Source organism: Microbacterium sp. GXF7504 (assembly GCF_054798235.1).
Genome location: NZ_JBSJZI010000001.1, coordinates 754402 through 779210, shown reverse-complemented (window position 1 = coordinate 779210; position 24809 = coordinate 754402). Strand labels below are relative to the sequence as shown.

At 71.7% G+C, this 24809-nt stretch carries 23 protein-coding genes; 14 read left to right on the top strand and 9 right to left on the bottom strand.

All coding sequences use genetic code 11. The features are described from left to right. Positions 1-30 precede the first annotated feature (30 nt). Positions 31-969, bottom strand: coding sequence for a LysR substrate-binding domain-containing protein (locus ACWAUO_RS03650; protein WP_460773137.1), 939 nt, complete (start codon positions 967-969; stop codon positions 31-33). 110 nt (positions 970-1079) lie between these two features. Between ACWAUO_RS03650 and ACWAUO_RS03645 the strand changes: the two genes are divergently transcribed. Together ACWAUO_RS03645 and ACWAUO_RS03640 are read left to right on the top strand one after the other, a co-directional pair. Further along, positions 1080-2444: an aminomethyl transferase family protein gene (locus ACWAUO_RS03645; RefSeq protein WP_460773135.1), complete on the top strand. Its 1365-nt coding sequence runs from the start codon at positions 1080-1082 to the stop codon at positions 2442-2444. 118 nt (positions 2445-2562) lie between these two features. Next, on the top strand, positions 2563-4158 hold the full coding sequence (locus ACWAUO_RS03640) for an AMP-binding protein (protein WP_460773134.1): 1596 nt from the start codon (positions 2563-2565) through the stop codon (positions 4156-4158). Here ACWAUO_RS03640 and ACWAUO_RS03635 read toward each other — a convergent pair. Both ACWAUO_RS03635 and ACWAUO_RS03630 read right to left on the bottom strand, forming a co-directional pair. Beyond that, positions 4148-4930, bottom strand: coding sequence for an NAD(P)-dependent oxidoreductase (locus ACWAUO_RS03635; RefSeq protein ID WP_460773132.1), 783 nt, complete (start codon positions 4928-4930; stop codon positions 4148-4150). The genes ACWAUO_RS03640 and ACWAUO_RS03635 overlap by 11 nt on opposite strands. A 56-nt stretch (positions 4931-4986) precedes the next feature. Then, the gene (locus ACWAUO_RS03630) at positions 4987-5844 is read right to left on the bottom strand and encodes an IclR family transcriptional regulator (protein ID WP_460773130.1); all 858 of its coding nucleotides are present in this window, start codon (positions 5842-5844) and stop codon (positions 4987-4989) included. 119 nt (positions 5845-5963) lie between these two features. On the opposite strand from ACWAUO_RS03630, the gene ACWAUO_RS03625 reads away from it, so the two are divergent. From ACWAUO_RS03625 to ACWAUO_RS03575, 11 genes are all read left to right on the top strand, one after another. Then, positions 5964-6923, top strand: a complete 960-nt coding sequence (locus ACWAUO_RS03625) for a PDR/VanB family oxidoreductase (RefSeq protein ID WP_460773129.1) — start codon at positions 5964-5966, stop codon at positions 6921-6923. A gap of 13 nt (positions 6924-6936) precedes the next feature. Continuing rightward, positions 6937-8166, top strand: coding sequence for a cytochrome P450 (locus ACWAUO_RS03620; RefSeq protein ID WP_460773127.1), 1230 nt, complete (start codon positions 6937-6939; stop codon positions 8164-8166). Positions 8167-8251: 85 nt separating this feature from the next. Beyond that, positions 8252-9034, top strand: coding sequence for an ABC transporter ATP-binding protein (locus ACWAUO_RS03615; RefSeq protein ID WP_460773125.1), 783 nt, complete (start codon positions 8252-8254; stop codon positions 9032-9034). Beyond that, positions 9021-9731, top strand: coding sequence for an ABC transporter ATP-binding protein (locus tag ACWAUO_RS03610; protein ID WP_460773123.1), 711 nt, complete (start codon positions 9021-9023; stop codon positions 9729-9731). The genes ACWAUO_RS03615 and ACWAUO_RS03610 overlap by 14 nt, the downstream gene beginning before the upstream one ends. A 3-nt stretch (positions 9732-9734) precedes the next feature. Further along, complete coding sequence (locus ACWAUO_RS03605) at positions 9735-10616, top strand: branched-chain amino acid ABC transporter permease (protein WP_460773121.1); 882 nt, start codon at positions 9735-9737, stop codon at positions 10614-10616. Continuing rightward, positions 10616-11686 (top strand): branched-chain amino acid ABC transporter permease, encoded by a 1071-nt coding sequence (locus ACWAUO_RS03600; RefSeq protein ID WP_460773119.1) that lies wholly within the window; start codon positions 10616-10618, stop codon positions 11684-11686. The genes ACWAUO_RS03605 and ACWAUO_RS03600 overlap by 1 nt, the downstream gene beginning before the upstream one ends. Further along, positions 11683-12945, top strand: a complete 1263-nt coding sequence (locus ACWAUO_RS03595) for an ABC transporter substrate-binding protein (protein WP_460773117.1) — start codon at positions 11683-11685, stop codon at positions 12943-12945. The genes ACWAUO_RS03600 and ACWAUO_RS03595 overlap by 4 nt, the downstream gene beginning before the upstream one ends. A 238-nt stretch (positions 12946-13183) precedes the next feature. Further along, positions 13184-13990, top strand: a complete 807-nt coding sequence (locus ACWAUO_RS03590) for a methylenetetrahydrofolate reductase (protein ID WP_460773291.1) — start codon at positions 13184-13186, stop codon at positions 13988-13990. 16 nt (positions 13991-14006) lie between these two features. Then, positions 14007-14882, top strand: coding sequence for a formyltetrahydrofolate deformylase (gene purU / locus ACWAUO_RS03585; RefSeq protein WP_460773116.1), 876 nt, complete (start codon positions 14007-14009; stop codon positions 14880-14882). 42 nt (positions 14883-14924) lie between these two features. Next, positions 14925-16328 (top strand): vanillate/3-O-methylgallate O-demethylase, encoded by a 1404-nt coding sequence (gene ligM, locus ACWAUO_RS03580; protein ID WP_460773114.1) that lies wholly within the window; start codon positions 14925-14927, stop codon positions 16326-16328. Positions 16329-16419: 91 nt separating this feature from the next. After that, a complete protein-coding gene (locus ACWAUO_RS03575) occupies positions 16420-16998 on the top strand; it encodes a PadR family transcriptional regulator (RefSeq protein ID WP_460773113.1) in 579 nt (192 codons plus the stop codon). A 118-nt stretch (positions 16999-17116) separates the two neighbouring features. Here the strand turns inward: ACWAUO_RS03575 and ACWAUO_RS03570 are convergent, their stop codons facing one another. Further along, entirely contained in the window at positions 17117-18613 is a 1497-nt protein-coding gene (locus ACWAUO_RS03570; RefSeq protein ID WP_460773111.1) for an aldehyde dehydrogenase family protein, read from the bottom strand. Between the two features lie 182 nt (positions 18614-18795). Here ACWAUO_RS03570 and ACWAUO_RS03565 point away from each other — a divergent pair, with 182 nt between their 5' ends. Then, positions 18796-19443 (top strand): GntR family transcriptional regulator, encoded by a 648-nt coding sequence (locus ACWAUO_RS03565; RefSeq protein WP_460773109.1) that lies wholly within the window; start codon positions 18796-18798, stop codon positions 19441-19443. Between the two features lie 63 nt (positions 19444-19506). Here the strand turns inward: ACWAUO_RS03565 and ACWAUO_RS03560 are convergent, their stop codons facing one another. Genes ACWAUO_RS03560 through ACWAUO_RS03540 form a run of 5 tightly spaced genes read right to left on the bottom strand, consistent with a single transcriptional unit; the run spans position 19507 to position 24808 of the window. Further along, a complete protein-coding gene (locus ACWAUO_RS03560; RefSeq protein WP_460773107.1) occupies positions 19507-20988 on the bottom strand; it encodes an aldehyde dehydrogenase family protein in 1482 nt (493 codons plus the stop codon). A 38-nt stretch (positions 20989-21026) separates the two neighbouring features. Continuing rightward, positions 21027-22337 carry a multidrug effflux MFS transporter gene (locus tag ACWAUO_RS03555; protein ID WP_460773105.1) on the bottom strand — a complete coding sequence of 437 codons (1311 nt, stop codon included), beginning with the start codon at positions 22335-22337 and terminating at the stop codon, positions 21027-21029. Next, a complete protein-coding gene (locus ACWAUO_RS03550; protein WP_460773104.1) occupies positions 22334-23197 on the bottom strand; it encodes an ABC transporter ATP-binding protein in 864 nt (287 codons plus the stop codon). The genes ACWAUO_RS03555 and ACWAUO_RS03550 overlap by 4 nt, the downstream gene beginning before the upstream one ends. Continuing rightward, the gene (locus tag ACWAUO_RS03545; protein WP_460773102.1) at positions 23187-23963 is read right to left on the bottom strand and encodes an ABC transporter permease; all 777 of its coding nucleotides are present in this window, start codon (positions 23961-23963) and stop codon (positions 23187-23189) included. The genes ACWAUO_RS03550 and ACWAUO_RS03545 overlap by 11 nt, the downstream gene beginning before the upstream one ends. Continuing rightward, positions 23960-24808 carry an ABC transporter permease gene (locus ACWAUO_RS03540; protein ID WP_460773101.1) on the bottom strand — a complete coding sequence of 283 codons (849 nt, stop codon included), beginning with the start codon at positions 24806-24808 and terminating at the stop codon, positions 23960-23962. The genes ACWAUO_RS03545 and ACWAUO_RS03540 overlap by 4 nt, the downstream gene beginning before the upstream one ends. Position 24809 lies beyond the last annotated feature (1 nt).

The window sequence follows — 24809 nt, the reverse complement described above, 5'->3', positions numbered from 1 at the left end:
GGGTGCGGCCTTCCGGCGTCCCGGTGCCGGTCAGCCGCCTCCGGATGCCGCCGCGTCGCCGTGGATGACCTGGAACCGCCCCGACGAGCCGCGCACGGCGCGCGCGACCGTGCGGAACAGCCACTCCAGTGCCGCCGCGTGCTGCGTCGTCGAACGCCGGTAGAGCCGTACCCGGACCGGCGGCATCTCGAACGGCAACGGCTCGACCACGAGCGGCCAGGTGCGCGCCCAGCCCTCCGCGATCGTGTCGGGCATCGTCGCGATGAGGTCGTGCCCGGCGGTGAGCATCGGCGGGAGCGACGCGAACTGGTTCAGGGCGACCCGGGCCTCGGGCTCCACGCCGTGGGCCCGGAGCGCCTGCTGCAGCACCGGTGCCCCGGAGTCCCCGGTGACGACGGCGTGCGCCGCCGCGGCGTAGTCCTCGAGCGTCATCCCCGTGCCGGCGAGGGGGTGACGGCGCGACATGACCACCCCGTAGGCCTGCGACTTCAGCAGCACCCGGTCGAATCGTCCCGGGACGGGCGACGGGGTGATCGCGAGGTCCACCGTGCCGCGTCCGAGCCATTCCGGCAGCGCTGCGACGTCCATCGGCACGACCTCGATGCGCATCCGCGGGGCCTGCGCGCGCACCGCGCCGACGATCGCGGGGAGCCAGCCGATCTCCCCGAGCTCCGACATCGCGATACGGAACAGTCGCTCGGACGTGGCCGGTTCGAATCCGTGCACGGCGTCGAGCGTCCGGTCGACGGCGCTCAGCGCCTCTCGGAAGCCGGGGTAGACCGAGTTCGCCAGCGGTGTCGGCGTCATCTCGCGGCCGCTGCGGACGGAGAGCGGGTCGTCGAGCTCCCGCCGCAGTCGTGAGAGCGCCTGGCTCACCGCGGGCTGCGTGACGTACAGCCGGGCGGCGGCAGCGGTGAGACTGCGGGTCTCGGCGACCGCGACGAACACGCGGATGAGGTTGAGGTCCACGGCGCCTCCTCACGCATCCTTGCGCCCGGATAAGCAGAGCTTATGACCAAGAAGGGTCCGGATAGGCGCGGCTTTCCTACGCTGGCTGCACCCCGAACGAAGGAGTTCCCATGACCGACACCGTCCCCGAGTCCGCGGCAGCCGCGATCGCGCGCGCCGGCGGGCCTGTCGAATTGCTGCGCAACGCCCAGGCGCGCCCCACGATCTTCCCGGTGACGCCCGAGTTCTCGAACTGGCGCAGCGAGCAGCGTGCGTGGCGGGAAGGCGTCGCGCTGCTGGACCAGTCGCACCACATGACCGACCTGTTCATCTCCGGCCCCGACGCGCTGCGGCTGCTCCGCGACACCGGCGTCAACAGCTTCGAGCGCTTCCCGGTCGACGCGGCGAAGCAGTTCGTCGCGGTCAACGACGAGGGCTTCCTCATCGGCGACGCCATCCTGTTCCACCTGGAGGAGGACCGCTACGACCTCGTCGGATGGTTCATGGTGCTCGACTGGGTGCAGTTCATCGGCGAGACCGGCGACTACGACGTGGTGTTCGAGCGCGACGCGAACTCGCTCATGCGCGAGCCCGGCCGCGACCCGGCACTGTACCGGTACGAACTGCAGGGTCCGAACGCGCTCGCGCTCATGGAGCGGGTCACCGGGGCGCCGGTGCCGCCCACCCGGTTCTTCGGCATGACGACCTTCGAGATCGCGGGCACCGCCGTCCGTTCGCTCCGGCACGGCATGGCCGGGCAGCCCGGATTCGAGCTGTTCGGGCCGTGGGCCGAGGGCGAGCGGGTGCGCGACGCGCTCCTCGCCGCCGGTGCGGAGTTCGGGCTCGTCCGGGTCGGGGCGAAGGCCTACTCGTCCGCGAACCTCGAGTCCGCGTGGGTGCCGTCGCCGCTCCCGGCGATCTTCACCGGCGCCCGCGCCGACGCGTACCTCGCCTGGCTGCCGGCGTCGCGACTGGGCTCGCTCGCCGGCAGTTTCGCCTCCGACGACATCGAGGACTACTACCTCACCCCGGCGGACCTCGGCTACACCCGGTCGGTGGCGTTCGACCACGACTTCATCGGGCGTGCGGCCCTGGAGGGGAGGGCGGATGCCGGACGGCGGAAGGTGACGCTCGTCTGGGAGCCGGACGACGTCGCCGCGGCGCAGCGGTCCCTCTACGAACCGGGCGTCCCGGCCAAGTTCATCGACTTCCCGAAGGCGCGGTACGGCGTGTACCAGGTCGACCGCGTCGAACGCGGCGGCGCCCTCGTGGGGCTCTCGCACGACTGCGGCTACATCACGAACGAGCAGGCCTTCGTCTCCCTCGCGAGCGTGGACGCGTCCGTGGCCGAGGGCGACGAGGTCGAGGTGGTGTGGGGCGAGGAGCCCAATTCCCGCAAGCCCGCGGTCGAGCCGCACCGCCAGGTGCGCATCCGTGCGACCGTCGCGCCGGCGCCGTTCTCGCGCTACGCCCGGGAGCAGTACCGCAAGGGCTGAACCGGGCGCGCCGAGGGTCCTTCCCGCCGACGTCCGTCCGGTGGAAGGGCCCTCGCGCGGCGGTGCCTGCGTCGCCTAGCCTTCCGGCACGGCACGCGACGAGGCGAAGGGGCTGTGGATGCGGGCACGGTACTCGGATGTGTGGCAGGCGGTCGCCGCGCGGGTCCCCGGGCGGCGGGCGATCGTCTCGGTCGACGGACGCGAATGGACCTACGCCGAGGCGGTCGCGGAGGCGGGCGCGTTCGCCCGCACCCTGACGGCGCACGGGGTGCGCGAGGGCGACCGGGTCGCGATCCTGCTCTACAACCGGCCGGAGTTCCTGCTGGCGTTCTTCGCCTGCCTCGCGATCGGCGTCGTGCCGGTGCCCATGAACTACCGGTTCCGCGCCGGCGAGCTGACCGAGCTCCTCGACGACTCCGACGCCGCGGTGCTGCTCCACCCGGCGTCCGCGGCGGCGACCGCGGTGTCGGCCGCGGCCGACGCCCGGCGCACCCCGCTGCGCATCGAGGTCCCCGACGTGACGGGTGCGGATGCGGCGGGGATGACGTGGGCGGAGGCCGTCGGCGAGGCGGGCGAGCTCCCCGCATCCGCCCCGGCCGGCGGCGAGCTCTGGATCTACACCGGCGGGACCACGGGTCGTCCGAAGGCCGTGCGGTGGAGCGTCGAGGACATGTTCCAGGCGCAGATGGTGCCGACCTACACGATGGCGGACCTGCCGTTCCCGGAGACCGTCGCGGCGGCCGCCGACATGGCCGCGGACCCGGCGACGCCCCGCGTCGTCACCCTCCCGCTCGCGCCGTTCATGCACGGGACGGCGCTCACCACCTCGATGAACACGTTCACCCTCGGCGGCACCGTGCTCACCACGTCGTCCGCGACGCTCGACGCGGACGCCGCGCTGGACTTCGCGAACCGGGAGGGCGCGACCCGCATGGTCGTCGCGGGCGACGCGATCGCGCTGCCCCTCGCCGCGGCTGCGGAGCGGGCCGGGGTGCGGCTGCCCACCGTCCGGGTCGTGCAGAGCTCCGGGATGCGGTTCAGCCCCGAGGCCAAGCGCAGCCTCCACGCGCTGGGCGACATGACGATCTACGACATGCTGGCCTCGACCGAGGGCGGGGTGTTCGCGGTGACCACCACCCGCGGCGTCGACGACCTGCCCGGTCGTCCGCGGCTCATGCCCACCGCCGCGGTGCTCGACGCCGACCGCCGCGAGGTGCAGGACCGGCCGGGCGCGATGGGCATCCTGGCCCAGCGCGGCGCGCTGCCGCTCGGCTACCACGGCGACGAGGCCAAGACGCGGGAGACGTTCCCCGAGATCGACGGCATCCGCCACGTCGTGCCGGGCGACTGGGTGCGCGTGCTCGACGACGGCCACGTCGAACTCCTCGGCCGCGGCAGCGGCGTCATCAACACCGGCGGCGAGAAGGTCTACCCGCAGGAGGTCGAGGACGCACTGCTCTCGCACCCCGGCGTGGCCGACGCCGCCGTCATCGGCGTGCCCGACCACCGCTTCGGCGAGGTCGTGACCGCGGTCGTCGCGCGCCGCGACCCGGCGGTGACGGCCGACGAGCTCGTCGCGCACGTCGGGGCGAGCCTCGCGGGGTACAAGAAGCCGCGCCGGATCGTCTTCCGCGACTCGCTGGAGCGCACCCCGACCGGCAAGGTGCCCATCGCGCGCCTCCGCGAGGAGATCGCGGCGACCGTCAGCGGGTGACGGCGCCGCCCTCCTCGGCGAGGATGCGGCGGTGCCAGGCGAGCGTGCCCCGGGTCATGTCCGCCGGTCGTCCCGCCGCCTCGAGTTCGCCGAGCGCGTCGGCGACCTCGCGGGAGCGCCGTTCGGCGTGCGTGCGGGTGCCGTGGACGATGCGGTCGATCCGCGCCGGATCGCCGCCGAGCTCGGCTGCCATCTGCGCCCGCAGCCACTCCTCGGCGCCCATCGCCTTCGCGGCCTCCAGACCCTCGATGACCACCGCCGCGAGGCCCTTCATGAAGACGCTCCGCAGCAGCTTGAGCTGCGCGGCGTCGCCCGCCGCGCCGGGCAGGACCTCCACCGGCGCGCCGAACGGGCCGAGCAGCTCGGCGAACCGGGCGGCGCCGTCGCCGCTGGCCAGCAGCGGACTGCGCTCCGCGGCACGGGGGACGGGCGCGAGCACCGCGACGTCGGCGACCGGGACGCCGTGGGCGGCGCCGACCTCGGCGACCGCCTGCTTGACCTCGCGTGCGGCCGTGTTGAGGTCCGCGTAGACGGCGCCCGGCCGAAGGTGCGGCATCGCGGCCCGTGCCGCGTCGACCGCGGTGCGGGCCCACACGAGGCTCAGCACGACGTCGGCGTCGGCGACGGCGTCCCGCAGGTCGTCGCGGCGCACGTCGGCCGCGACGACCTCCGTGCGGCGGTCGTACCCGCGCACCTCGGCGCCGGCCGCGGCCAGGCCGCGCGCATACAGCGATCCGGCTTCACCCAGTCCGATGACGGCGATCGTGGTCATGGCCGACACGTTAGCCCAGCACCGGCCGGATCCGCGACGATTTCGTCGACAATCCGTCAGCCCGCCCGGGCGATGGTCGCGATGTACTCCCACGACTCCGCGGACACGCCCGCATCCGGGGCCGGTCCGTGCCAGGACGCCCCTGCACCCCGGCCGGGCGCATACGCCTCGGCGAGGCTGCGGGTGACCCCCGCCGCGGCGATCCGGAGCGTCTCGACGACCTCCGCGACGTTCGCACCCTCGGCCCGCACCACCGCGCCGAGCGCGGCGTAGACCGACCCGTCGGGGCCGCGGACCGGCACGGCGAGCCCGCGCGCCGCCTCGTGGATGTGGCCGACGGCGTCCGCGAGACCGTCCGCACGCACCCGGCGGAGGGTCCGCTCCAGTTCGTCGCGGGTGCGGACGGTGTGCCGGGTGTACCGGCGCAGACCGGCGGCCAGGAGCTCGTCGACGACCTCGGGGCCGGCGTGGGCGAGCAGCACCTGCCCCGCAGCGGAGGCGTGGAGCGGGATGCGGCCGCCGATCAGCGTCGCGTTGACGACCGCGTCGCGGGCGGAGAGGCGGTCGACGAACAGCACGTCGGTGCCGGCGCGGACCCCCAGCTGCACGTGCTGTCGGATGCGGGTCTGCGCCGCCTGCAGCCAGGGCCGTGCGACCTCGCGCAGGCCGATGGCGCCGGGGGTGCGCGACGCGTACTCCCACAGTCGCAGCCCGAGCCGGTACGTGCGGTCGGGCAGCCGTTCGAGCAGGCCCTCGGCGGTGAGCTCCGCGACGAGGCGGTGCACGGTCGAGACCGGGAGCCCGGTCCGCTCGGCGATGCCGCTGAGGGTGCGGAACGGGTGCAATGCGTCGAACGCGTCGAGCACGCGCAGGTGCCGGTGCAGCGCCGACTCGCCCGCCGATCCCCGCGCCATGTCGCTCCGTTCTTTTCCGTTCATGTGAAAGATACCGTCGCGGCCGCGACCGCGCTCCTACGGTTGCCAGCGGCGTCGACGGTGACGCCGGACGGACCGGATGCGGCGAGGAGGCCGGGATGACGGAACCGATGCAGGCGGTGGCCGGGCGGGGTGCGGTCGTGGTCGTAGACAGGCGGGCGGTGGCCGCGGGCGTGGTGGAGCTCACCCTCGCGCGTCCCGACGGCAGCCGACTGCCCGACTGGGCGCCCGGTGCGCACATCGACCTCGTGCTGCCGGACGGCCGCATGCGGCAGTACTCGCTCTGCGGCGACCGCTGGGACGCCCACCGCTACCGCATCGCGGTGCAGCGCGAGCCCGACGGGCGCGGGGGATCCGCCGCCGTGCACGACACCGTCCGGGTGGGCGACGTGCTCGGGTTCGGCGGGCCCCGGAACACGTTCCGCCTCGCCCCGGCGACCGGCTACCTCTTCGTCGCCGGCGGGATCGGCATCACCCCGCTCCTGCCGATGATCCGACAGGCGGAGCTCCTCGGCATCCCCTGGCGACTCCACTACCTGGGCCGCACCCGGGCGCGCCTCGCCTATCTCGACGACCTCGCGCCCTTCGGCGACCGGGTGCGACTGCACTGCGCGGACGAACTCGGACGCGCTGACCTCGACGCCTGGCGGCCCGACGATCCCGGCGTCCGGGTCTACGCCTGCGGCCCGACCCGGCTCCTGGACGCCGTCGCCGCCTGGGGCGCGGTGCCCGGCGGGCACCCGCCGCGGATCGAGCGCTTCAGCGGCGTGGACCCGGTCGGATCCGCCGCGCGCCGCTTCGAGGCGGTCGCGGCGCGGTCGGGCGTGCGGGTCACGGTGGAGCCGGAGGAGTCGCTCGCGACGGCCCTCGCCCGCGGCGGCGTCCGCGTCGTGACCTCCTGCGCACAGGGTGTCTGCGGCACCTGCGAGACCGACGTGCTCGAGGGGGAACCCGACCACCGCGACAGCCTGCTCGACGACGACGAGCGACGCAGCGCCCGTTGCATCTTCCCGTGCGTCTCACGCAGCCGCGGCGACCTGCTCATCCTGGACCTGTGACCGGAGGAACGACATGACGACCCTCACCGCCGACATCCCGTCGACCGACATCGACCCGTTCGGGCACGCCTTCCTCGCCGACCCGCTGCCGGGGCAGGAGGCGCTGCGCGAACTCGGACCGGTCGGGCACCTGGCCGCCTACGACGTGTACGTCGTCGCCCGATACGCCGAGGTGCACCGCGCCCTCGTCGACTGGCAGGGTCTGCGCTCCGGCGCCGGCGTCGGGCTGGCGGACTTCTCCCGCGAGCAGCCCTGGCGGCCGCCCAGTCTGCTGCTCGAGGCCGACCCGCCGCGCCACGACGCGCCGCGGGCGGTGCTGGCCGGGCTCCTTTCGCCGCGCCGCCTGCGCGACCTCGCCGAACAGTGGCGTGCGGACGCCGAGCGGCTGGTCGACGCCGTGCTCGCCCGCGGCGAGGAGTTCGACGCGATCGCCGACCTCGCCGAGGTCTTCCCGCTGCGCGTGTTCCCGGACGCGGTCGGCCTGCAGCAGGAGGGCAGGGAGCACCTGCTGCCGTACGGCGACTTCGCCTTCAACGCGTTCGGGCCGCGGGAGGGCATCGTCGCCGCGCTCGAACCGTCCATGCCGCCGGTCGTCGCGGCCATCGGCGCGATGTGCCGGCGCGAGAACCTCTCACCCGACGGGATCGGCGCCAGGATCTGGGCGGCGGCAGACCGCGGCGACATCACCGCCGAGCAGGCGCCGCTCATCGTCCGGTCGCTCCTCACCGCGGGTGTCGACACCACGGTGACCGGCATCGCCGCCATCGTGCATGCCGCCGCGACGCACCCCGACCAGTGGCGGAGGCTGCAGCAGGACCGCTCGCTCATGCCGCGCGCCTTCGAGGAGGCGGTGCGGCTGGAATCGCCGGTGCAGACGTTCTTCCGCACGACCACGACCGAGATCGAGATCGGCGGGGTGCGCATCGGCCCGGGCCGCAAGGTGCTCATGCACCTCGGCGCCGCGAACCGCGATCCGCGCCGGTGGCCCGAGCCCGACCGGTTCGACCTCGACCGCGACCCGTCCGGGCACGTCGCCTTCGGCATGGGCCTGCACCAGTGCGTCGGCCAGCACATCGCGCGCCTGGAGGCGACGGCGGTGCTGGAGGCCCTCCTCGACCGGGTCGAGACGATCGAGCTCACCGCCGAGCCCACCCGCCATCTGAACAACACGCTGCGCGGCTGGGAGCGGATGCCGGTCCGGATGCGGCGACGCACGACGCACGCGTCACACCAAAATCGTTGACAATCCGGTCCCGGATCCGTACCTTCCGAAGCGGGGCGACACCCCGAGTCGGAGCAACGACGCAGACGACACCTGGAGGAGGGCGATGGCCGCTCGACTGACCCTGACCGACGTGAATCTCCATTTCGGCGGCATCACCGTGCTGAAAGACGTGGGCTTCGACGTCGAGCCCGGCACGATCATGGGCCTCGTCGGCCCCAACGGCGCCGGCAAGACCTCGCTGTTCAACTGCATCAGCGGGCACTACCGCCCGTCCTCGGGCACGATCACCATCGACGGTGCCGAGGTGCAGGGCCACGCGCCGTCCTCCCTCGCCGGCCACGGGCTGGCCCGCACGTTCCAGCACCCGGCGCTGCAGCTGCACGCCACCGTGCTCGAGAACGTGCTCCTCGGCGCGCACACCCGGCTGCCCGGCGGTCCCGTCGAATGGGCGCTCCGGCTGCCCCGCACCGGCCGCACCGAGCGGCAGCTGCGCGAGGAGGCGATGGGCCTGCTCGAGCGGCACGGACTCGGCTGGGCCGCGCGTCGCCGGGCGGACGAGCTCTCGCACGGTCTCCACAAGGGCGTCGAACTGTGCCGGGCCCTGCTCTCCCGCCCGTCGCTCCTCCTCCTCGACGAGCCCGCCGCCGGCCTGCCCCACGCGGAGGTCGAGCAGCTCATCGCGACCGTGCGCCGCATCCGCGACGAGGACGACATCACGGTCGTCGTCGTCGAGCACAACATGGGCCTCATCTCCGCGCTCACCGACCGGGTGGTCGTGCTCGACCACGGCAGCAAGCTCATGGAGGGGACGGCCGCCGAGGCGCAGTCCGACCCGCGCGTCATCGAGGCCTACATCGGCAAGGAGGCCGCGGATGACGCTGCTTGAACTCGAGGACGTCACCGCCTCGTACGGACCCGTCCAGGTGCTGGACGGGGTCTCGCTGAGCGTCCCGGACGGCGGCGCGGTGGGCATCCTCGGCGCCAACGGCGCGGGCAAGACCACCACGCTCCGCGCCATCACGGGCGTCGTCCGCGCCGGCGGGAGGATCACGTTCGACGGGAAGGACATCCGCGGTCGCCGCCCGGAGCAGGTCGCCGGCATCGGCATCGCCCACGTCCCCGAGGGCCGCGGCACGCTCGGCGACCTCACCGTCAAGGAGAACCTGCGCGTCGGTGCGTACCTGCGCAAGGACCGCAAGGCGATCCAGGGCGACATCGACTTCCTGCTCGACCTGTTCCCGAACCTCAAGGAACGGTACCGCTCGCACGCCTCCGCACTCTCCGGCGGCGAGCAGCAGATGCTCGCCGTCGCCCGTGCCTACATGGCGCGCCCGCGCCTGCTCCTGCTCGACGAGGCCTCGCTCGGCCTCGCTCCGAGCACCGCGAAGAACGTCTACGACGCGATCCGGCGCCTCCGGGTCGAGTCCGGCATCGCGATGCTCGTCGTCGAGCAGAACGCCAATCTCGCCTTCACGCTCGTCGACAGTGCGACGGTGCTCGAGACCGGCCGGAGCGTGCTCTCCGGTTCGTCCGCCGAGCTCCGCGGCATGGACGAGATCCGACGCGCCTACCTGGGAGGCTGATCGATGGGGACCTTCATCCAGCTCGTCGTCGACGGGCTCTCGACCGGGTCGATCTACGCGGCGCTCGCGCTCGCGATCGTGCTCGTGAACCAGGCCACCGGCCTGATCAACTTCGCGCAGGGCGGGATGGCGGTGCTCTCCGCCTACGTCGCCTGGTGGTTCACCACCATCGGGGTGCCGCTCATCCTCGCCATCCTCATCTCGGTGCTGTTCTCGTTCGTGCTCGGGGCGTTCCTCGAGCGGTACGTGATGCGCCGGTTCGAGCGCGGCGACCCGGACACGGCCGTCGTGGTCACCATCGGTCTGCTGACCCTGATCACCGGCGTCTGCGGCTGGCTCTGGACCTACAACAATCGGCAGATGCCGTCGCTGTTCCCGCTCGACACGATCCAGGTGTTCGGCGCGGCGATCAGCATCCGCTCCATCGGCACGATCGTCGTCATCCTCGCGATCATGCTGCTGCTGCAGGGGCTGTTCCTCGGCACGAAGCTGGGCCTCGCGCTCCGCGCCGTCGCCGTGAACCCGCAGTCCGCGTCGTTCTCCGGCCTCCCGGTCGGACGCCTGCTGATGACCGGATGGGGCCTCGCGGCCGTGCTCGGCGCGGTCGCCGGCGCGCTCGTCGCCCCGCAGCTCACACTCACCCCCGGCATGATGGACACCGCCCTCGTCTACGCCCTCGCCGCCGTCATCCTCGGCGGCCTGTCCAGCCCGTTCGGCGTCGTCGTCGCCGCCTGGCTGATCGGCGTGCTCGAGAACCTCGCCGCGGTGTACGTGCCCTTCATCGGATACGACCTCAAGGTGGCGGTGCCGTTCGTGCTCATCTTCATCGTGCTGCTGGTGCGACCACAGGGCCTCTTCGGCCGCCGAACGGTGGTGCGCGTCTGATGGCCGCCGCGACGAAGCTCCTCGAGCGCGCCTGGGTGCGCTGGGCCCTCATCGCCCTCGTGGTGGTCGTGCTGCTCGTGCTGCCGCTCCTGCTGCCCGAACTCGCCAACCAGCGGCTCGCGCGGATCGGCGTCTTCGCCGTCGCCGTGCTCGGCCTCAACGTCGTGATGGGGTACACCGGGCAGGTCTCGCTCGGCCAGATCTTCTTCGTCGGCGTCGGCGCCTACGCCACCGCGTGGGGCGTGCAGCAGGACTGGAACATCATCCCGGTGTTCCTCCTGAGCGTCCTGGTGCCGGGCGTCCTCGGCCTGGTCATCGCGCTCGCCGCCGCCCGCCTGGGCGGACTCGCCATCGCCATGGTGACCATCGCGCTGCCGATCATCGGCGTGCCGCTGGCCAAGCGCCTGGCCGACATCACGGGCGGATCACAGGGCCTATCGGCACGGTTCTCGGATGCGCCGGAGTGGACCACGCTCTACGACGACCAGTGGCAGCTCTACCTCGTCATCGTCATCGGCGGCATCGTGTTCCTGCTGACCCGCAACCTCGTGCACGGCAAGTACGGCCGCGCGTTCGCGATCGTGAAGTCGAACGAGGCGGTCGCCTCCTCGATGGGCATCTCGCCGTACCGCTACAAGGTGCTCGCGTTCACCGTCGCCGCCGTCATCGGCGGGGTGAGCGGCTTCCTCTACATGGTGGTCGTGCAGTACACCTCGCCCGAGACCATGAGCTTCGGCCACTCGATCACGCTGCTGGCCTCCATGGTCATCGGCGGTGCGGCCAGCATCATCGGATCGATCCTCGGCGGCGCGTACTACGTGCTCGTGCCGGAGCTGACGAACGCCATCGACCCGAGTCTGACGGCACTGCTGCAGGGCGCGCTCCTGCTGCTCGTGCTGTTCCTTCTTCCCGGCGGGATCGTCTCGCTGCCGCGCGTCATCGCGCGGGCGCTGCGCTCACGCCGGGGCGGGGGCGCCGACGCCCCCACGTCGTCCGCATCGACCGGTTCCGCCACGGGGCCGACCGCCGCGGAGGGCACCACCCACACAGAGAGGCAAGGACAGGCATGAACATGCGAAAGCGCACGAGGGGGGTCCTCGGCATCGTCGCCCTGGGGTCCGCAGTCGCACTCACGCTCGCCGGGTGTGCGCGCGGCGGCGACGGCGACGGCGGAGACGGCGGCGGAGCGGCCGCGAGCCCCGGCATCACCGACGAGACGCTGACCCTCGGCATCACCACACCGCTGAGCGGTGCCACCGCCGGCCCCGGCACCTGCACCGTCGCAGGCATCACGGCCTACTTCGGCGCCGTGAACGCCGCCGGCGGCGTCGAGTTCGGCGACGGGAAGACCCGCACGATCGAGATCAACGCGCTCGACGACGGCTACGACCCGCAGAAGGCCAAGTCGAACTACGACCAGCTCAAGGACAGCGTCTTCGCGATGACCGCGGGCCTCGGCACGCCGACCAACCGCGCGTACCGCGAGGCCGCCATCGCCGACGAGGTGCCGCAGGTGCTCGTCATGACCGGCGACCCGATCTTCAGCGACCAGGAGGAGAGCCCCTGGCAGCTCGGCTTCGTGCCGATCTACCAGAACGAGGGCGAGGCCTTCGGCAAGCTCCTCGCCGAGTCCGGCGAGGACCACAAGGTCGCGATCCTCTCGCAGAACGACGACTACGGCGAGGGCTACGTCGAGGGCTTCCTCGACGGCATCGAGGGTGCCGACAACGTCGAGGTGGTCAAGGAGCTCACCTACGAGGCCACCGACACCTCCGTCGACGCGCAGCTCACCGAGCTCGCCGCGACCGGTGCCGACGTCTTCTTCAACGCGATGTCGATCACCCCGCTGGTGATCTCCTCGCTGCAGAAGGCGCAGCAGCTCAACTGGCTCCCGAGCTGGTTCCTGCCCTCGAACACCTCCAGCCCCGGCGCGATCCTCGAGCCGGGCGGCGGCGCCGCGTTCCCGGGCGTCTACACCGTCGCGTTCGCGCAGTCGGCGTCCGCGCCGAACTTCGCCGAGTCGCCCGAGGGGCAGCAGTTCCTCGACGAGCTCGCGGAGTACGCCGACTACCCCGAGGTGCCGGCGTTCCCGCACTGCGTCTGGAGCTACCAGGTCGGTGCGACGCTGCAGCAGGCGTTCGAGGCGATGACCGAGCCCACCCGTGAGAACTTCATGGAGCAGCTGCGGGCCATCGACGGGTTCGTCGCCCCGTTCATGCTCGAGGGCACGGACGTGAACACCACCGAGGACGGGCTGCCCGCCGTCTCCACCGTGGTCGTGCAGAAGTACAACGGCAAGGGATACGGCACGGTCGAGCAGTTCGGCTGATCCGATCACACGCGCGAGGGGGTCCGGGCCGTTCGGTCCGGGCCCCCTCCCGCATCCGGTGTCCGTCTGACGGAAGCGCCGAATTTCCCTCTTGTCATTGCCTATCCACATAGGTAAAGTTCCTGGCAGGGCCGCAACGAGGCGGCCGATCAGCGGAAGGATTCCATCCGTGGCTCAGATCTCTCCGGCGGCCGACACGACCGCCGCGCGCAAGCTCATCGACGCGTTCTCGCTCGAGATGACCGGCAAGGACGTGCCGGGTCTCGAGGAGGCCCGCGCCGCCATCCCGGCCGGCACGAAGATCAACGTGACCTTCCTCGGCAACGAGGACCTCGACATGCGCGTCGCCGCAGCCAAGGCCGTCAAGGACTTCGGGTTCACCCCGGTCCCGCACATCTCCGCCCGTCGCCTGTCGAGCCAGGCGCAGCTCGAGGAGTTCCTGGGGCGCCTGCAGGAGGTGGGCGCCACCGAGCACGTGTTCTGCGTCGGCGGCGATCCCGCACAGCCCGAGGGGCCCTACCCCGACTCGCTCACCGTCATCCGCACCGGCATCCTCCAGCAGTACGGCGTCAAGGAGGTCTCGATCGCCGGCTACCCGGAGGGGCACCCCGACATCGCCGTGGACGTGCTCTGGCGCCACCTCGAGGACAAGTCGGCGGCGCTGAAGGAGCAGGGGCTGGATGCGGTCATCCTCACCCAGTTCGCCTTCGACACCGACCCGGTCATGCGCTGGATCGACGGCGTCCGGGACCGCGGCATCGAGAGCGAGATCCGCATCGGCACGCCCGGCCCCGCCGGCATCAAGCGCCTCATCAACTTCGCCCGCCGCTTCGGCGTCGGCGCGAACGCCATGATCGTGAAGAAGTACGGCTTCTCGCTGACGAACCTCATGGGCACGGCCGGTCCGGAGCGCTTCGTGAACGACCTGTCGGGCCTGCTCGCGCAGGACGCCCGCTCGGGAGATGTCAGACTGCATTTCTACACGTTCGGCGGACTCCTCGCGACGGCCAACTGGGCCCGCGAGTACCTCGCCGCGCAGTCCTGACCCGGGAGCACCTCACATGACCGTTCACAACGACGCCCTCCTCGACCACGCCTGCCTCATCGTGCACGGCCCGGACCAGCCCGGTCTCGTCGCCGCCGTCACGACGCTCATCACGCGCAACAAGGGCAACATCGTGTCGCTCGACCAGTACTCGGACAACCCGCAGGGCGGCGAGTTCTTCCAGCGCGTGGTGTTCCACCGCAAGGAGCTCACGGCCGCGATGCCCGAGATCGAGGCCGACCTCGAGAAGACGCTCTCGCCGTACGGCATGGACTGGCGCCTGACCGACCAGTCGATCCCGAAGCGGATGGCGATCCTCGCCTCCACCTCGGACCACTGCCTGCTCGACCTGCTGTGGCGTCACCGTCGCGGCGAGCTGCCCGTCAGCATCCCGATGGTGATCTCCAACCACACCCACACGGCGGAGGACGTGCGCTCGTTCGGCGTGCCGTTCTTCCACGTGCCGTCGCAGGAGGGGCCCGACAAGTCGCAGTCGGAGGCGGAGATCCTGAAGCTCCTCGACGGCAACGTCGACTTCGTCGTGCTCGCCCGCTACATGCAGATCCTCTCGGAGGACTTCCTGCAGAAGGTCGGCGTGCCCGTCATCAACATCCACCACAGCTTCCTTCCGGCGTTCATCGGCGCCGCGCCGTACCGGAAGGCCAAGGAACGCGGGGTCAAGCTCATCGGCGCGACCTCGCACTATGTGACCGGCGACCTCGACGAGGGGCCGATCATCGAGCAGGACGTCGTGCGCGTCACCCACGCGGACAGCGCGGCAGACCTGCAGCGGCGGGGAGCGGACGTCGAACGCGCCGTGCTCTCCCGCGCCGTGCTCTGGCACTCCCAGGACCGTGTCATCCGGCACGGCAACCACACCATCGTGTTCTGACCCTCCGGGGCGGGACACCACGCGAACAGAGAGGTTCCATCCGTGGCCAGCAACCTGCAACAGCTGCTCGACCAGACGAACCCGGTCGAGCTGCTCCGCAACTCCCAGATCGGCTCGTACATCTACCCGGTCGTCCCGGCCGACTTCCAGAACTGGATCAAGGAGCAGAAGGCCTGGCGCGACACGGCCGTGCTGTACGACCAGTCCCACCACATGGACAACGTGTTCCTGAAGGGCTCGGACGCCATCCGGCTCATCAGCGACACCGCGATCAACTCGGTGGCCAACTTCGAGGTGAACCGCGCCAAGCAGTACGTGCCCACCACGTCGCAGGGCTACGTGATCGGCGACGGCATCCTCTTCCGCGAGGCCGAGGACGAGTACGTGTACGTCGGCCGCGCGCCGGCCTCGAACTGGCTGATGTACCACGGTGAGACCGGTGGCTACGCGAACCTCGACATCACCGTCGACCGCCGTTCGCCGTCCCGCCCCTACGGCCACGCCGTCACCCGCAAGTACTACCGCTTCCAGATCCAGGGTCCGCGTGCCTGGGACGTCATCGAGAAGCTCAACGGCGGCCCGCTGGAGAAGATCGGCTTCTTCCGCATGGCGACGATGACCATCGCCGGCAAGCAGGTCCGCACCCTCCGTCACGGCATGGCCGGTGCGCCGGGCCTGGAGATCTGGGGCCCCTACGAGGACCACGACGTCATCCGCGACACGATCGTCGAGGCGGGCGCCGAGTTCGGTCTCGTCCCGGTGGGTTCGCGGGCGTACCCGTCGAACACCCTGGAGTCCGGCTGGATCCCCTCGCCCCTGCCCGCGATCTACACCGGCGAGGCCGAGCGCGGCTACCGCGAGTGGCTCGGGATCGACAGCTACGAGGCCACCGGCACGCTCGCCGGCTCGTTCGTGTCGGAGAACATCGAGGACTACTACCTCACCCCGTGGGAGCTCGGCTACGGCTCGTTCGTGAAGTTCGACCACGACTTCATCGGCCGCGACGCGCTCGAGCAGATCGACCCGGCCACCCAGCGCAAGAAGGTCACGCTGGCCTGGAACGAGGAGGACCTGGGCAAGGTCTGGACCTCGCTGCTGAACGTCGACGGGCCGAACTACAAGTTCTTCGACCTGCCGCTGGCCAACTACGGCTCCGCGAACTACGACTCGGTCGTGGACGCGGACGGCACCGTCGTCGGCTTCTCGATGTTCACCGGCTACAGCGCCAACGAGCGCCGCGGTCTGTCGCTGGCCACCGTCGACCCGAACGTCCCCGAGGGCACCGAGCTCAAGGTCGTCTGGGGCGAGCCGAACGGCGGCACCGCGAAGGCGTCGGTCGAGCCGCACGAGCAGACCGAGGTCCGCGTCGTGGTCAGCCCGGTGCCGTACTCCACGGTCGCCCGGCAGACCTACCAGGGCGGCTGGCGCACCAACTACCAGAGCTGAACGCCCGGATGCGGCGGCCACCACGACCGGTGGCCGCCGCATCCGTCTTCGACCCGATAACCTCGTCACAGATTGGACCGAGAGGGGTACCGTGAGCCTGCGATACGCGCTGCTGGCGATCCTCCGCGTCGGTCCCCAATCGGGGTACGAACTGCAGAAGCAGTTCTCACTGTCGGTCGGGCACGTCTGGCACGCCCCCGACTCCCAGATCTACCCGGAGCTGCGCAAGATGGCGTCCGAGGGCCTCGTCGAGGCCGAGGAGCAGGCGCGCGGCGAACGGGGCCTGCGGCGGCTCTACCACGTCACCCCCGCCGGCGAGCAGGCGTTCGTCGACTGGATGAACGGCCCGCTCGACTACCAGCGGTTCCGCGACCCCGCGCATCTGCGCGCCGCGTACCTCGAATCCGCCGAACCGGATGCCGCCCGCGCCTTCCTCCGCGCGCACATGGTGCACTGGCAGGGCGAACTCGCCCAGTTCCAGGGGCAGCTCGACGACATCGCGCAGGGCACGAGCCCCATGCTGAACCGCCGACTCGAGGTCACCCCCGACGAGGAGCACGAGCGCACGGTCGCCTACAAGCGCTTCACCTACGAGGGGCTCGTCGAGCGGGCGCGCGCGGAGATCGCCTGGGCCCGCCGCGGCCTCGCCCTCGTCGACGCCCTCGGCTGACCGCATCCGCCCCTCCCGCCCGCGCGCGCTCAGGGCCGCGAAACTGCAACTGGGCGCCGAAACAGCGGGGTAACCCCGCAGTCTCGGCGCCCAGATGCAGTCTCGGCGTCCGAACGGGTCAGTGGGCCATGGCGGCCAGGGCCTCGGGGTCGATCGTCGCGATCGACCGGGTGTCCTGGAAGGCGCGCACGCCCTCGATGCCCTGCTCGCGGCCCATGCCGGACTGCTTCATGCCGCCGAAGGGGGCGCGCAGGTCGAGGCGGGTGGCGCCGTGGTCGTTGACCCACACGTAGCCGCAGACGAGCTGCGAGCCGACGCGCTGCGCGGACTCGGGGGATGCGGTCCAGACCGAGCCGCAGAGGCCGCCCCAGGTGTCGTTGGCGAGCCGGATCGCCTCCTCCTCGGTGTCGAAGGAGATGATCGGGATGACGGGTCCGAACTGCTCCTGGGTGACCACGCGCAGCGTCGGGTCGGGGTCGACGACGATCGCGGGGCGGACGAAGTTGCCGCCCTCCAGGTCGCCGCCGGGGAGCTCGCCGAACTCGCGCACGTCGGCGCCGGCGTCCTTGGCCTCCTGGATGAGCTCCTCCACGAACGCCTTCTGCGCGCGCTGGTGCAACGGCCCCATCGTGGTGCCCTCGTCGAGGCCGTAGCCGAGCACCGTCTTCTGCAGCCGCGCCTCGAGCCCGGCGACGAGTTCGTCGCGGCGGGAGCGGTGCACGAAGACGCGCTTGGCGTTCATGCAGATCTGGCCGGTGGTGTCGTAGATCGCGGCGAAGAGCCGGTCCAGGTGGGTGTCGTCGAGGATCGCGTCCTCGAGGAACACCGCCGCGTCGTTGCCGCCCAGCTCGAGGGTGACGCGGGTGAGGCTCTTCGAGGCCATCTCCATGATCCGCTTGCCGCCGTTGACGCTGCCGGTGAAGCAGACCTTCGCGACGTCGGTGTCGGAGATGAGGCCCGCCATGTCCTGGTCGCGGCCGGTGACGACGTTGAGCACCCCGGGCGGGAGCTTCTCCGCGACGCGCTGGACGACGCGGGCGGTGGCGAGCGGCGCGGAGGGCGGCGGCTTCACGATCGCGGTGTTCCCGGCCAGCAGCGCGTGGGGGAGGGCGGCGCCCAGGATCGCGATGGGCCAGTTGAACGGCACGATGACGGTGACCACGCCGAGCGGCTGGTAGGCGACCTCGGTGGTGACCGGGATCGCGCCGGGTACGACGGGGAGGGTGTGCCCCTTCTCGACCTCGTCCGCGAGCATGAGCGCGAGGTTCCAGCGCAGCTCGAACACGAGCGCGTCCACCCACGCCTCCATCCGGACCTTGCCGTTCTCCTGCGACAGGATCGCGGCGTCCTCGTCGCGCTCGTCCGCGACGCCCTTGATCGCCTCGGCCATGAGGCGTGCCCGCTCCGCGGCGCCGAGGGCCGCCCACGCGGGGAACGCCTCCTTCGCTGCGGCCACCGCATCCGCGACGTCGGCCGGCGACGCCGCGGCGGCCTCGCCGACGACCGCTCCCGGCTTCGCGGGGTCCGCGACCGCCAGCACGTCGTCGGTGAACCGCTCCTGCCCACCGATGAACAACCCTGTCCGCACCGCGGCGGACGTGTCCGTGATCGTCATGTCCTGCACTCCTTCGTGCGTCACCTGCCCCGCGCCGGCCGGCGCGGTCCCGCAGGATGCCGCACCCTCGCGCCGACGGCGGATGGCCGCGGCATGCCCTGTGCCGCCGATGCTACCCCGGATCGGCGCCCGGATCGGCGACAATCTGTACGCGAACCCGGACGACGCGAGAGGATGTCCCCATGAGCGTGATCACGTCCGGCGAGTCCGCCGCCGAGGAGCTGACCGTCCGGATCCGCGAGGCGATCCTGCGCGGCGATTTCGTGCCGCACCAGCGACTCATCGAGGCGGATCTGTGCGAACGGTTCACCGCCTCGCGGGCGGCGGTGCGGACCGCGCTGCTGAACCTGGCGAACGAGGGCGTCGTGGAGCGGCTGCCCAACCGCGGCGCCCGGGTGCGGGCGATCTCGGTCGCCGAGGCGGTGGAGATCGTCGAGGTGCGGATCGGGCTCGAGTCGCTGTGCGCGCGGAAGGCCGCCGAGCATGCCGACGACGCGGCGATCGCGCGGCTGCGCGAGCTGCGGGACGGCATCGAGGCGGCGGTGGCCGGCGGCGACCTGCTGGCCTATTCGCGGCTGAACCAGGAGCTCGACCGGCAGGTGCAGGAGCTCAGCGGGCACGAGACCGCGGTGCGCCTGCTCGAGCGCCTGCGCGCCCAGTCGGCCCGGCACCAGTTCCGCCTCGCGTTCCATCCCGGCCGGGTCACCCGGTCGGCGCCCGAGCACATCGCGATCATCGACGCCGTCATCGCGAAGGACCCGGATGCGGCCGAGGTCGCGACCCGCACGCACCTGGAGGGCATCATCGAGGTGCTCCACACGCTGGACTGACGCCGGACGGCCCCGGAGCCGGATGCCGTGGCATCCGCACCCCGGGGCCGTCGCCGCGGGCGTTCAGTCGAGGTTGAACACGATCGAGTGCGCGCGCTGGTACGACTCCAGCGCCTCGGGCCCGCCCTCGCGGCCCCAGCCGGACGCCTTCACGCCGCCGAACGGCACGGACGCGTCCATGAGCGACCAGCCGTTGATCCAGGTGATCCCGGCCTCGAGGCGCGCCGCGACCCGGTGCGCGCGGGCGAGGTCGCGGGTCTGGATGCCGCTGGCGAGCCCGTAGCGGGTGCCGTTGGCCATCGCGATCGCCTCCTCCTCGGTGTCGAACGGCTGCACGGTGAGCACGGGGCCGAACACCTCCTCGAGCACGATCTCCGCGTCGGGGGCGAGGTCGGCGAGCACCGTGGGCCGGTAGTAGAAGCCGCCGTCGATGTCGGCCTTCTCGCCGCCGGTGACCACACGTGCGCCCGCGGCGACCGCCCGCTCGACCATCGACGACACCTTCTCCAGCTGCGCGGCGCTGGCGAGCGGGCCGATCACGGTGTCCGGGGCGGTGATGTCGCCGAACGGCACCTGGGGCACCGCCTGCTCGAGGATGCCGAGCACGGTGTCGTACACGGGGCGCTCGACGAGCAGGCGCGGACCGGCCATGCAGAACTGCCCGCTGTTGAACACGAACGCCGAGACCACCGTGTGGATCGCGGTCTCCAGATCGGCGTCGGCGAACAGGATGTTGGCCGCATTGCCCCCGAGTTCGGCGGTGAACGGCTTCAGGTGCTCGGCCGCGAGCGACGCCGCGTGCGCGCCGACCTCGGTGGAGCCGGTGAAGGCGATCTTGTCGACGTCGGGGTGGCTGATGAGGTGGTCGCCGAGCACCGAGCCCGGCCCCGTGACGACGTTGTAGACGCCGTCCGGCACGCCGGCCTGCTGCAGGATGTCGGCCATGATGAGCGCCGAGAGCGGGGTGTCGCTGGCCGGCTTGTGCACGATCGTGTTCCCCGCCATGAGGGCGGGGGCGAGCTTCGACGCCGACAGGATCAGCGGGAAGTTGAACGGGGTGATGGCGGCCACGACCCCCATCGGCTCCTTCTTCACGTACGCGTGCAGGTTGCCGGTCGTCTCCCGCACCGACCCGTCGTTGCTGTGGCCGAGCCCGGCGTAGTACTCGAACAGCTCGGCCGCGTTGTTCACGTCGACGAACCGCGCCAGCATGATCGGCTTGCCGACGTCGGCGCTCTCGGCCTGCGCCAGCTCCTCGGTCCGCTCCCGCATGAGCTCGTACACGCGGTGCAGGATGCGGGCGCGCTCACGGCTGGAGAGACCCGACCAGACGCCGGAGTCGAACGCCTCGCGCGCCGCCGCCACGGCGGCGTCGATGTCGGCGATGGTCCCCTTGGCGACGTCGGTGATCTTCCGACCCGTCGCGGGGGTGACCACGTCGGTGCGCCCGCCGTCGGATGCGTCGCGCCAGCTGCCGCCGATGAACAGCCGTCCGGGTGCGAACCCGGCGGACCGGGTGGTCGTGGTGCCTTCGGTGATGGTCATGCGAACTCCTCGTCGAGTCTCGTGCCACGGGATGGTGGTCAGTCGCGCCGGCCGTGGCCGCCGTGCGACTGTGTCTTCGGATCCGCGACCGCATCCGGATGGTCCGGATGCCGGTCGTCGGGGTGGACCGTGGGGATGCGCCGCTCCCGGGCGCGGCCCAGGGCCGCCGCGGTGAGGGCGAGCACCGGCAGCACCGCCATGAACGTCATGGCGGGCAGCGCCGTCCCGGTGCCGAACAGGCCGCCCAGCGGGGAGGCGAGCGCCCCGAACGTGAACTGGCTGAACCCGACGAGCGCGGAGCCGGCGCCGGCGGTGCGGGCGGCGCGACCGACGGCGATGGCGGACGCGGTGGACATCACCGCGCCGCAGCCGAGGGCGAAGACGGCCATGAGCGGCAGGTACGTCCAGATCGTGTAGCCGCCGGCCAGGACGAGCGCGACGGAGACGGCGGCGGGGACGAGCTGCAGGCACTGCGCGATGCGCAGCGTCCGGAACGGGCCGATGCGCGTCGCGACCCGACCGCTCAGCCAGGCGCCGCTCATGATGCACAGCCCCGTGAACGAGAAGGTGAGCGAGTACTCCAGCGGGGAGGCGCCGAAGATGCGCTGCACGATGAACGACGACGAGCTGATGTAGACGATGATCCCGCCGTAGCCGAGCCCGAAGGCGATCGCGTACGCCACGAACGCCCCGTCGCGCAGGAGGCGTCCGATGTTGCCGGCGATCGAGCGCACCGTGAACGGGTGGCGTCGGTCGGCCGGCAGGCTCTCCGGGATGACCAGGGAGGCCGCGACGAGCATCGCCGTGGCGATGAGGGCGACCCCGAGGAGCGTGAGCCGCCAGCCGCCGAGCTGGGTCAGGATGCCGCCGAGCGGCGCCGCGACGGCGGGACCGAGGGCGATCATCGCCCACAGCAGACTGAACGCGCGGACCGCCTGTTCGCGGTCGGCGAGGTCGGTCACGATCGCCCGGGCGAGCACCGCCCCCGCCGAGCCGGCGAAGCCCTGCACCGCACGCACCGCGATGAGCACCGGCAGCGACGGGCTCGCGGCGGCGAGGAACGCGCAGGCGGCGAACACGGCGAGGGCGATGAGGAGCGTCCGTCGCCGGCCGAGCGCGTCGGAGAACGCCCCGATGCACAGCTGGCCGAAGGCGGATCCGACCAGGAACGACGTCATGGTCAGCTGCACGGCCGAGGCCTCGACCCGGAACGCGTCGGCGATGTCGGGGAAGGCGGGCAGGTACATGTCGGTCGACAGCGACCCGGCCATCGCGACGAAGCCGAGCGCGAGCATGAGCCCCGGGTCGATGCGACCCGGGACCCTGCCGACCGCGCTGGGGGATCTCACGCGGCGGGTGCCCCGTCCGGGCGGAAGCCCTTCTTCGCCAGCTGGATCTGCTCGTACACGAAGTGCCGGAGCTCGGTGAAGCGGGGCATCGAGCGCGTCTCGAGCTGGTCGCGCTCCTCCGGCAGGTCGACCACCAGGTCCTGCTGCACGACCGTCGGGGAGCTGGAGAGCATGATGACCCGCTCGCCGAGGTACACCGACTCGTCGATGTCGTGCGTGACGAACAGCACCGACAGGCCGAGGGTGCGGCGCACCCGGCGGACGAGGTCCTCCAGGTCGGCGCGGGTCTGCGCGTCGACGGCCGCGAACGGCTCGTCCATGAGCAGCACCTCGGGCTGGTACGCGATGGCCCGGGCGATGGCGACGCGCTGCTGCATGCCGCCGGACAGCTGCCACGGGTAGGACTTCGGCACGTGTGCGAGGCCGACGCTCTCCAACGCCTCCTCGACGAGCGCCTTGCGGTCGGCCTTGGACACGCCCGCGTTCTTCAGCGGCAGCTCGACGTTCTCCGCGACGCGCAGCCAGGGGAACAGCGACCGGCCGTACTCCTGGAACACCACCGCCATCTTCTTCGGCGGGGCGGTCACGGTCCTGCCGTCGAGCACGACCTCGCCGCTCGTGGGGGCGAGCAGGCCCGCGATGCACTTCAGCAGCGTGGTCTTGCCGGAGCCGGACGGGCCGACCAGGCAGGTCAACTCGTTCTTGCCCAGGTCGAAGGTGAGGTCGCGGACCGCCTCGATGTCGCCGCCGTCGGTGGCGTACACCTTCTTCAGGTTCCGCACCGAGAGGAGGGTGTCGGCCGCGGCGAGCGTGCGGCCGTGGGGGACGGCGTCGAGCGGGGCGGTGGCGTCAGGCAGCATTCTCGAGATCCTTCAGTCCGTAGTACCAGCGGAGGATGCGGCGTTCCACCGCGCGGAAGACGACCGCGACGAGGAAGCCGATGATGCCCAGCAGCAGGATGCCCGACCACATCTCGGGGATCGCGTAGGTGCGCTGGAATCGGATGATGGCGGCGCCGAGGCCGCCGGTGGTGGCGAACATCTCGGAGATCACCATGAGGATGAGGCCGATCGGCAGCGCCTGGCGGACCCCCGTCAGGATCTGCGGCGCGGCCGAGGGGAGCACCTGGTAGCGCACCCGGTTGACGCCGGAGAGCCCGTAGGAGCGGCTCGTGTCGCTCTGCACCGGGTCGGCGGCGCGGACGCCCTCGACCGTGTTCAGCAGCACCGGCCACACCGCGCCCAGCGCGATGACCGCGATGCGCATGGCGTCGTTCGGCCCCAGGATGAGCAGGAGGGGTGGCACGAGCACCGGGGCGGGCAGAGCCCGGAAGAACTCGAACACCGGCTCGGTCAGCGCGCGCAGCGTCCGGTTCAGACCGATGACGATGCCGAGGACGATGCCCACCACCATGGCGATCGCGACCCCGGCGACGAACCGGCCGAGGCTCGGGAGCACGTCGGTCCACAGGCGCGGCCCGAACCACAGCTGGAAGAAGTCGCCGATGAGCTCCGGCGGTTCGGGGACGAAGAAGTTCGGCGACACGATCGTGCTGATCCACCAGAGGGCGACCAGGATGACCGGCAGGCCCAGGGTGAAGCCGATCGACGAGAGCACCTTCCTCATGCCGGCACCTCCCCTCGCACCGAGGTGTGCCAGGACAGCAGCCGTCGCTCCAGCGCCCGTGCACCGAGGTTGATGAGGACGCCGAGCAGGCCGGTGGCGATCGTGAGCGCGTACATGATGGCGTAGTTGCCGGCGTTCTGCGCGAAGGCGATCTCGGTGCCCAGGCCCGGGGTGCCGATGATGAGCTGCCCGGTCACGGCGAGGATGAGCGCGATCGCGGAGGCGAGGCGGACGCCGGTCATGAGGTACGGCAGGGCCGTCGGGAAGACGACGTCGCGGATGCGCTGCCATTTCGAGAACCCGTAGCTCCGCGCCGTGCTCATCGCCACCTGGTCGACGTCGGCGACGCCGTAGAGCACCTGGATGAAGATCTGCCAGAACGCGGCGTAGACGACGAGCAGCAGGGTGGATTCGAGCCGGGTGCCGAACAGCAGCACGGCGAGCGGGATGAGCGCCACCGACGGGATGGGGCGCAGGAACTCGACGGTGGAGTGCGTCGCACGCCGCAGGAACGGGGACAGTCCGATGACCACGCCGAGCACGCACGCCAGGACGAGGGCGATGATCAGGCCCAGCCCCCACACCAGCACGGTGTCGCCGACCGCGGCCCAGAAGTCCGGGAACGTGGCGATCACGAACAGCTGCGGGATCACCTCGGTGGGCGGCGGCAGATAGGTGCCGTTCACGAGCCCGGTGCGCGAGGCGATCTCCCAGACGCCCAGGAACAGGAGGATGCCGACGACGCCGAGGAGGGCCGTGCGCGGTCGGAAGCGGCGGCGGGCGCGCGCTCGTGCGATCGCGACGGTGGTGGTCACCGTGTGGTCGCCGGGTGGGGCGGTGGTCATC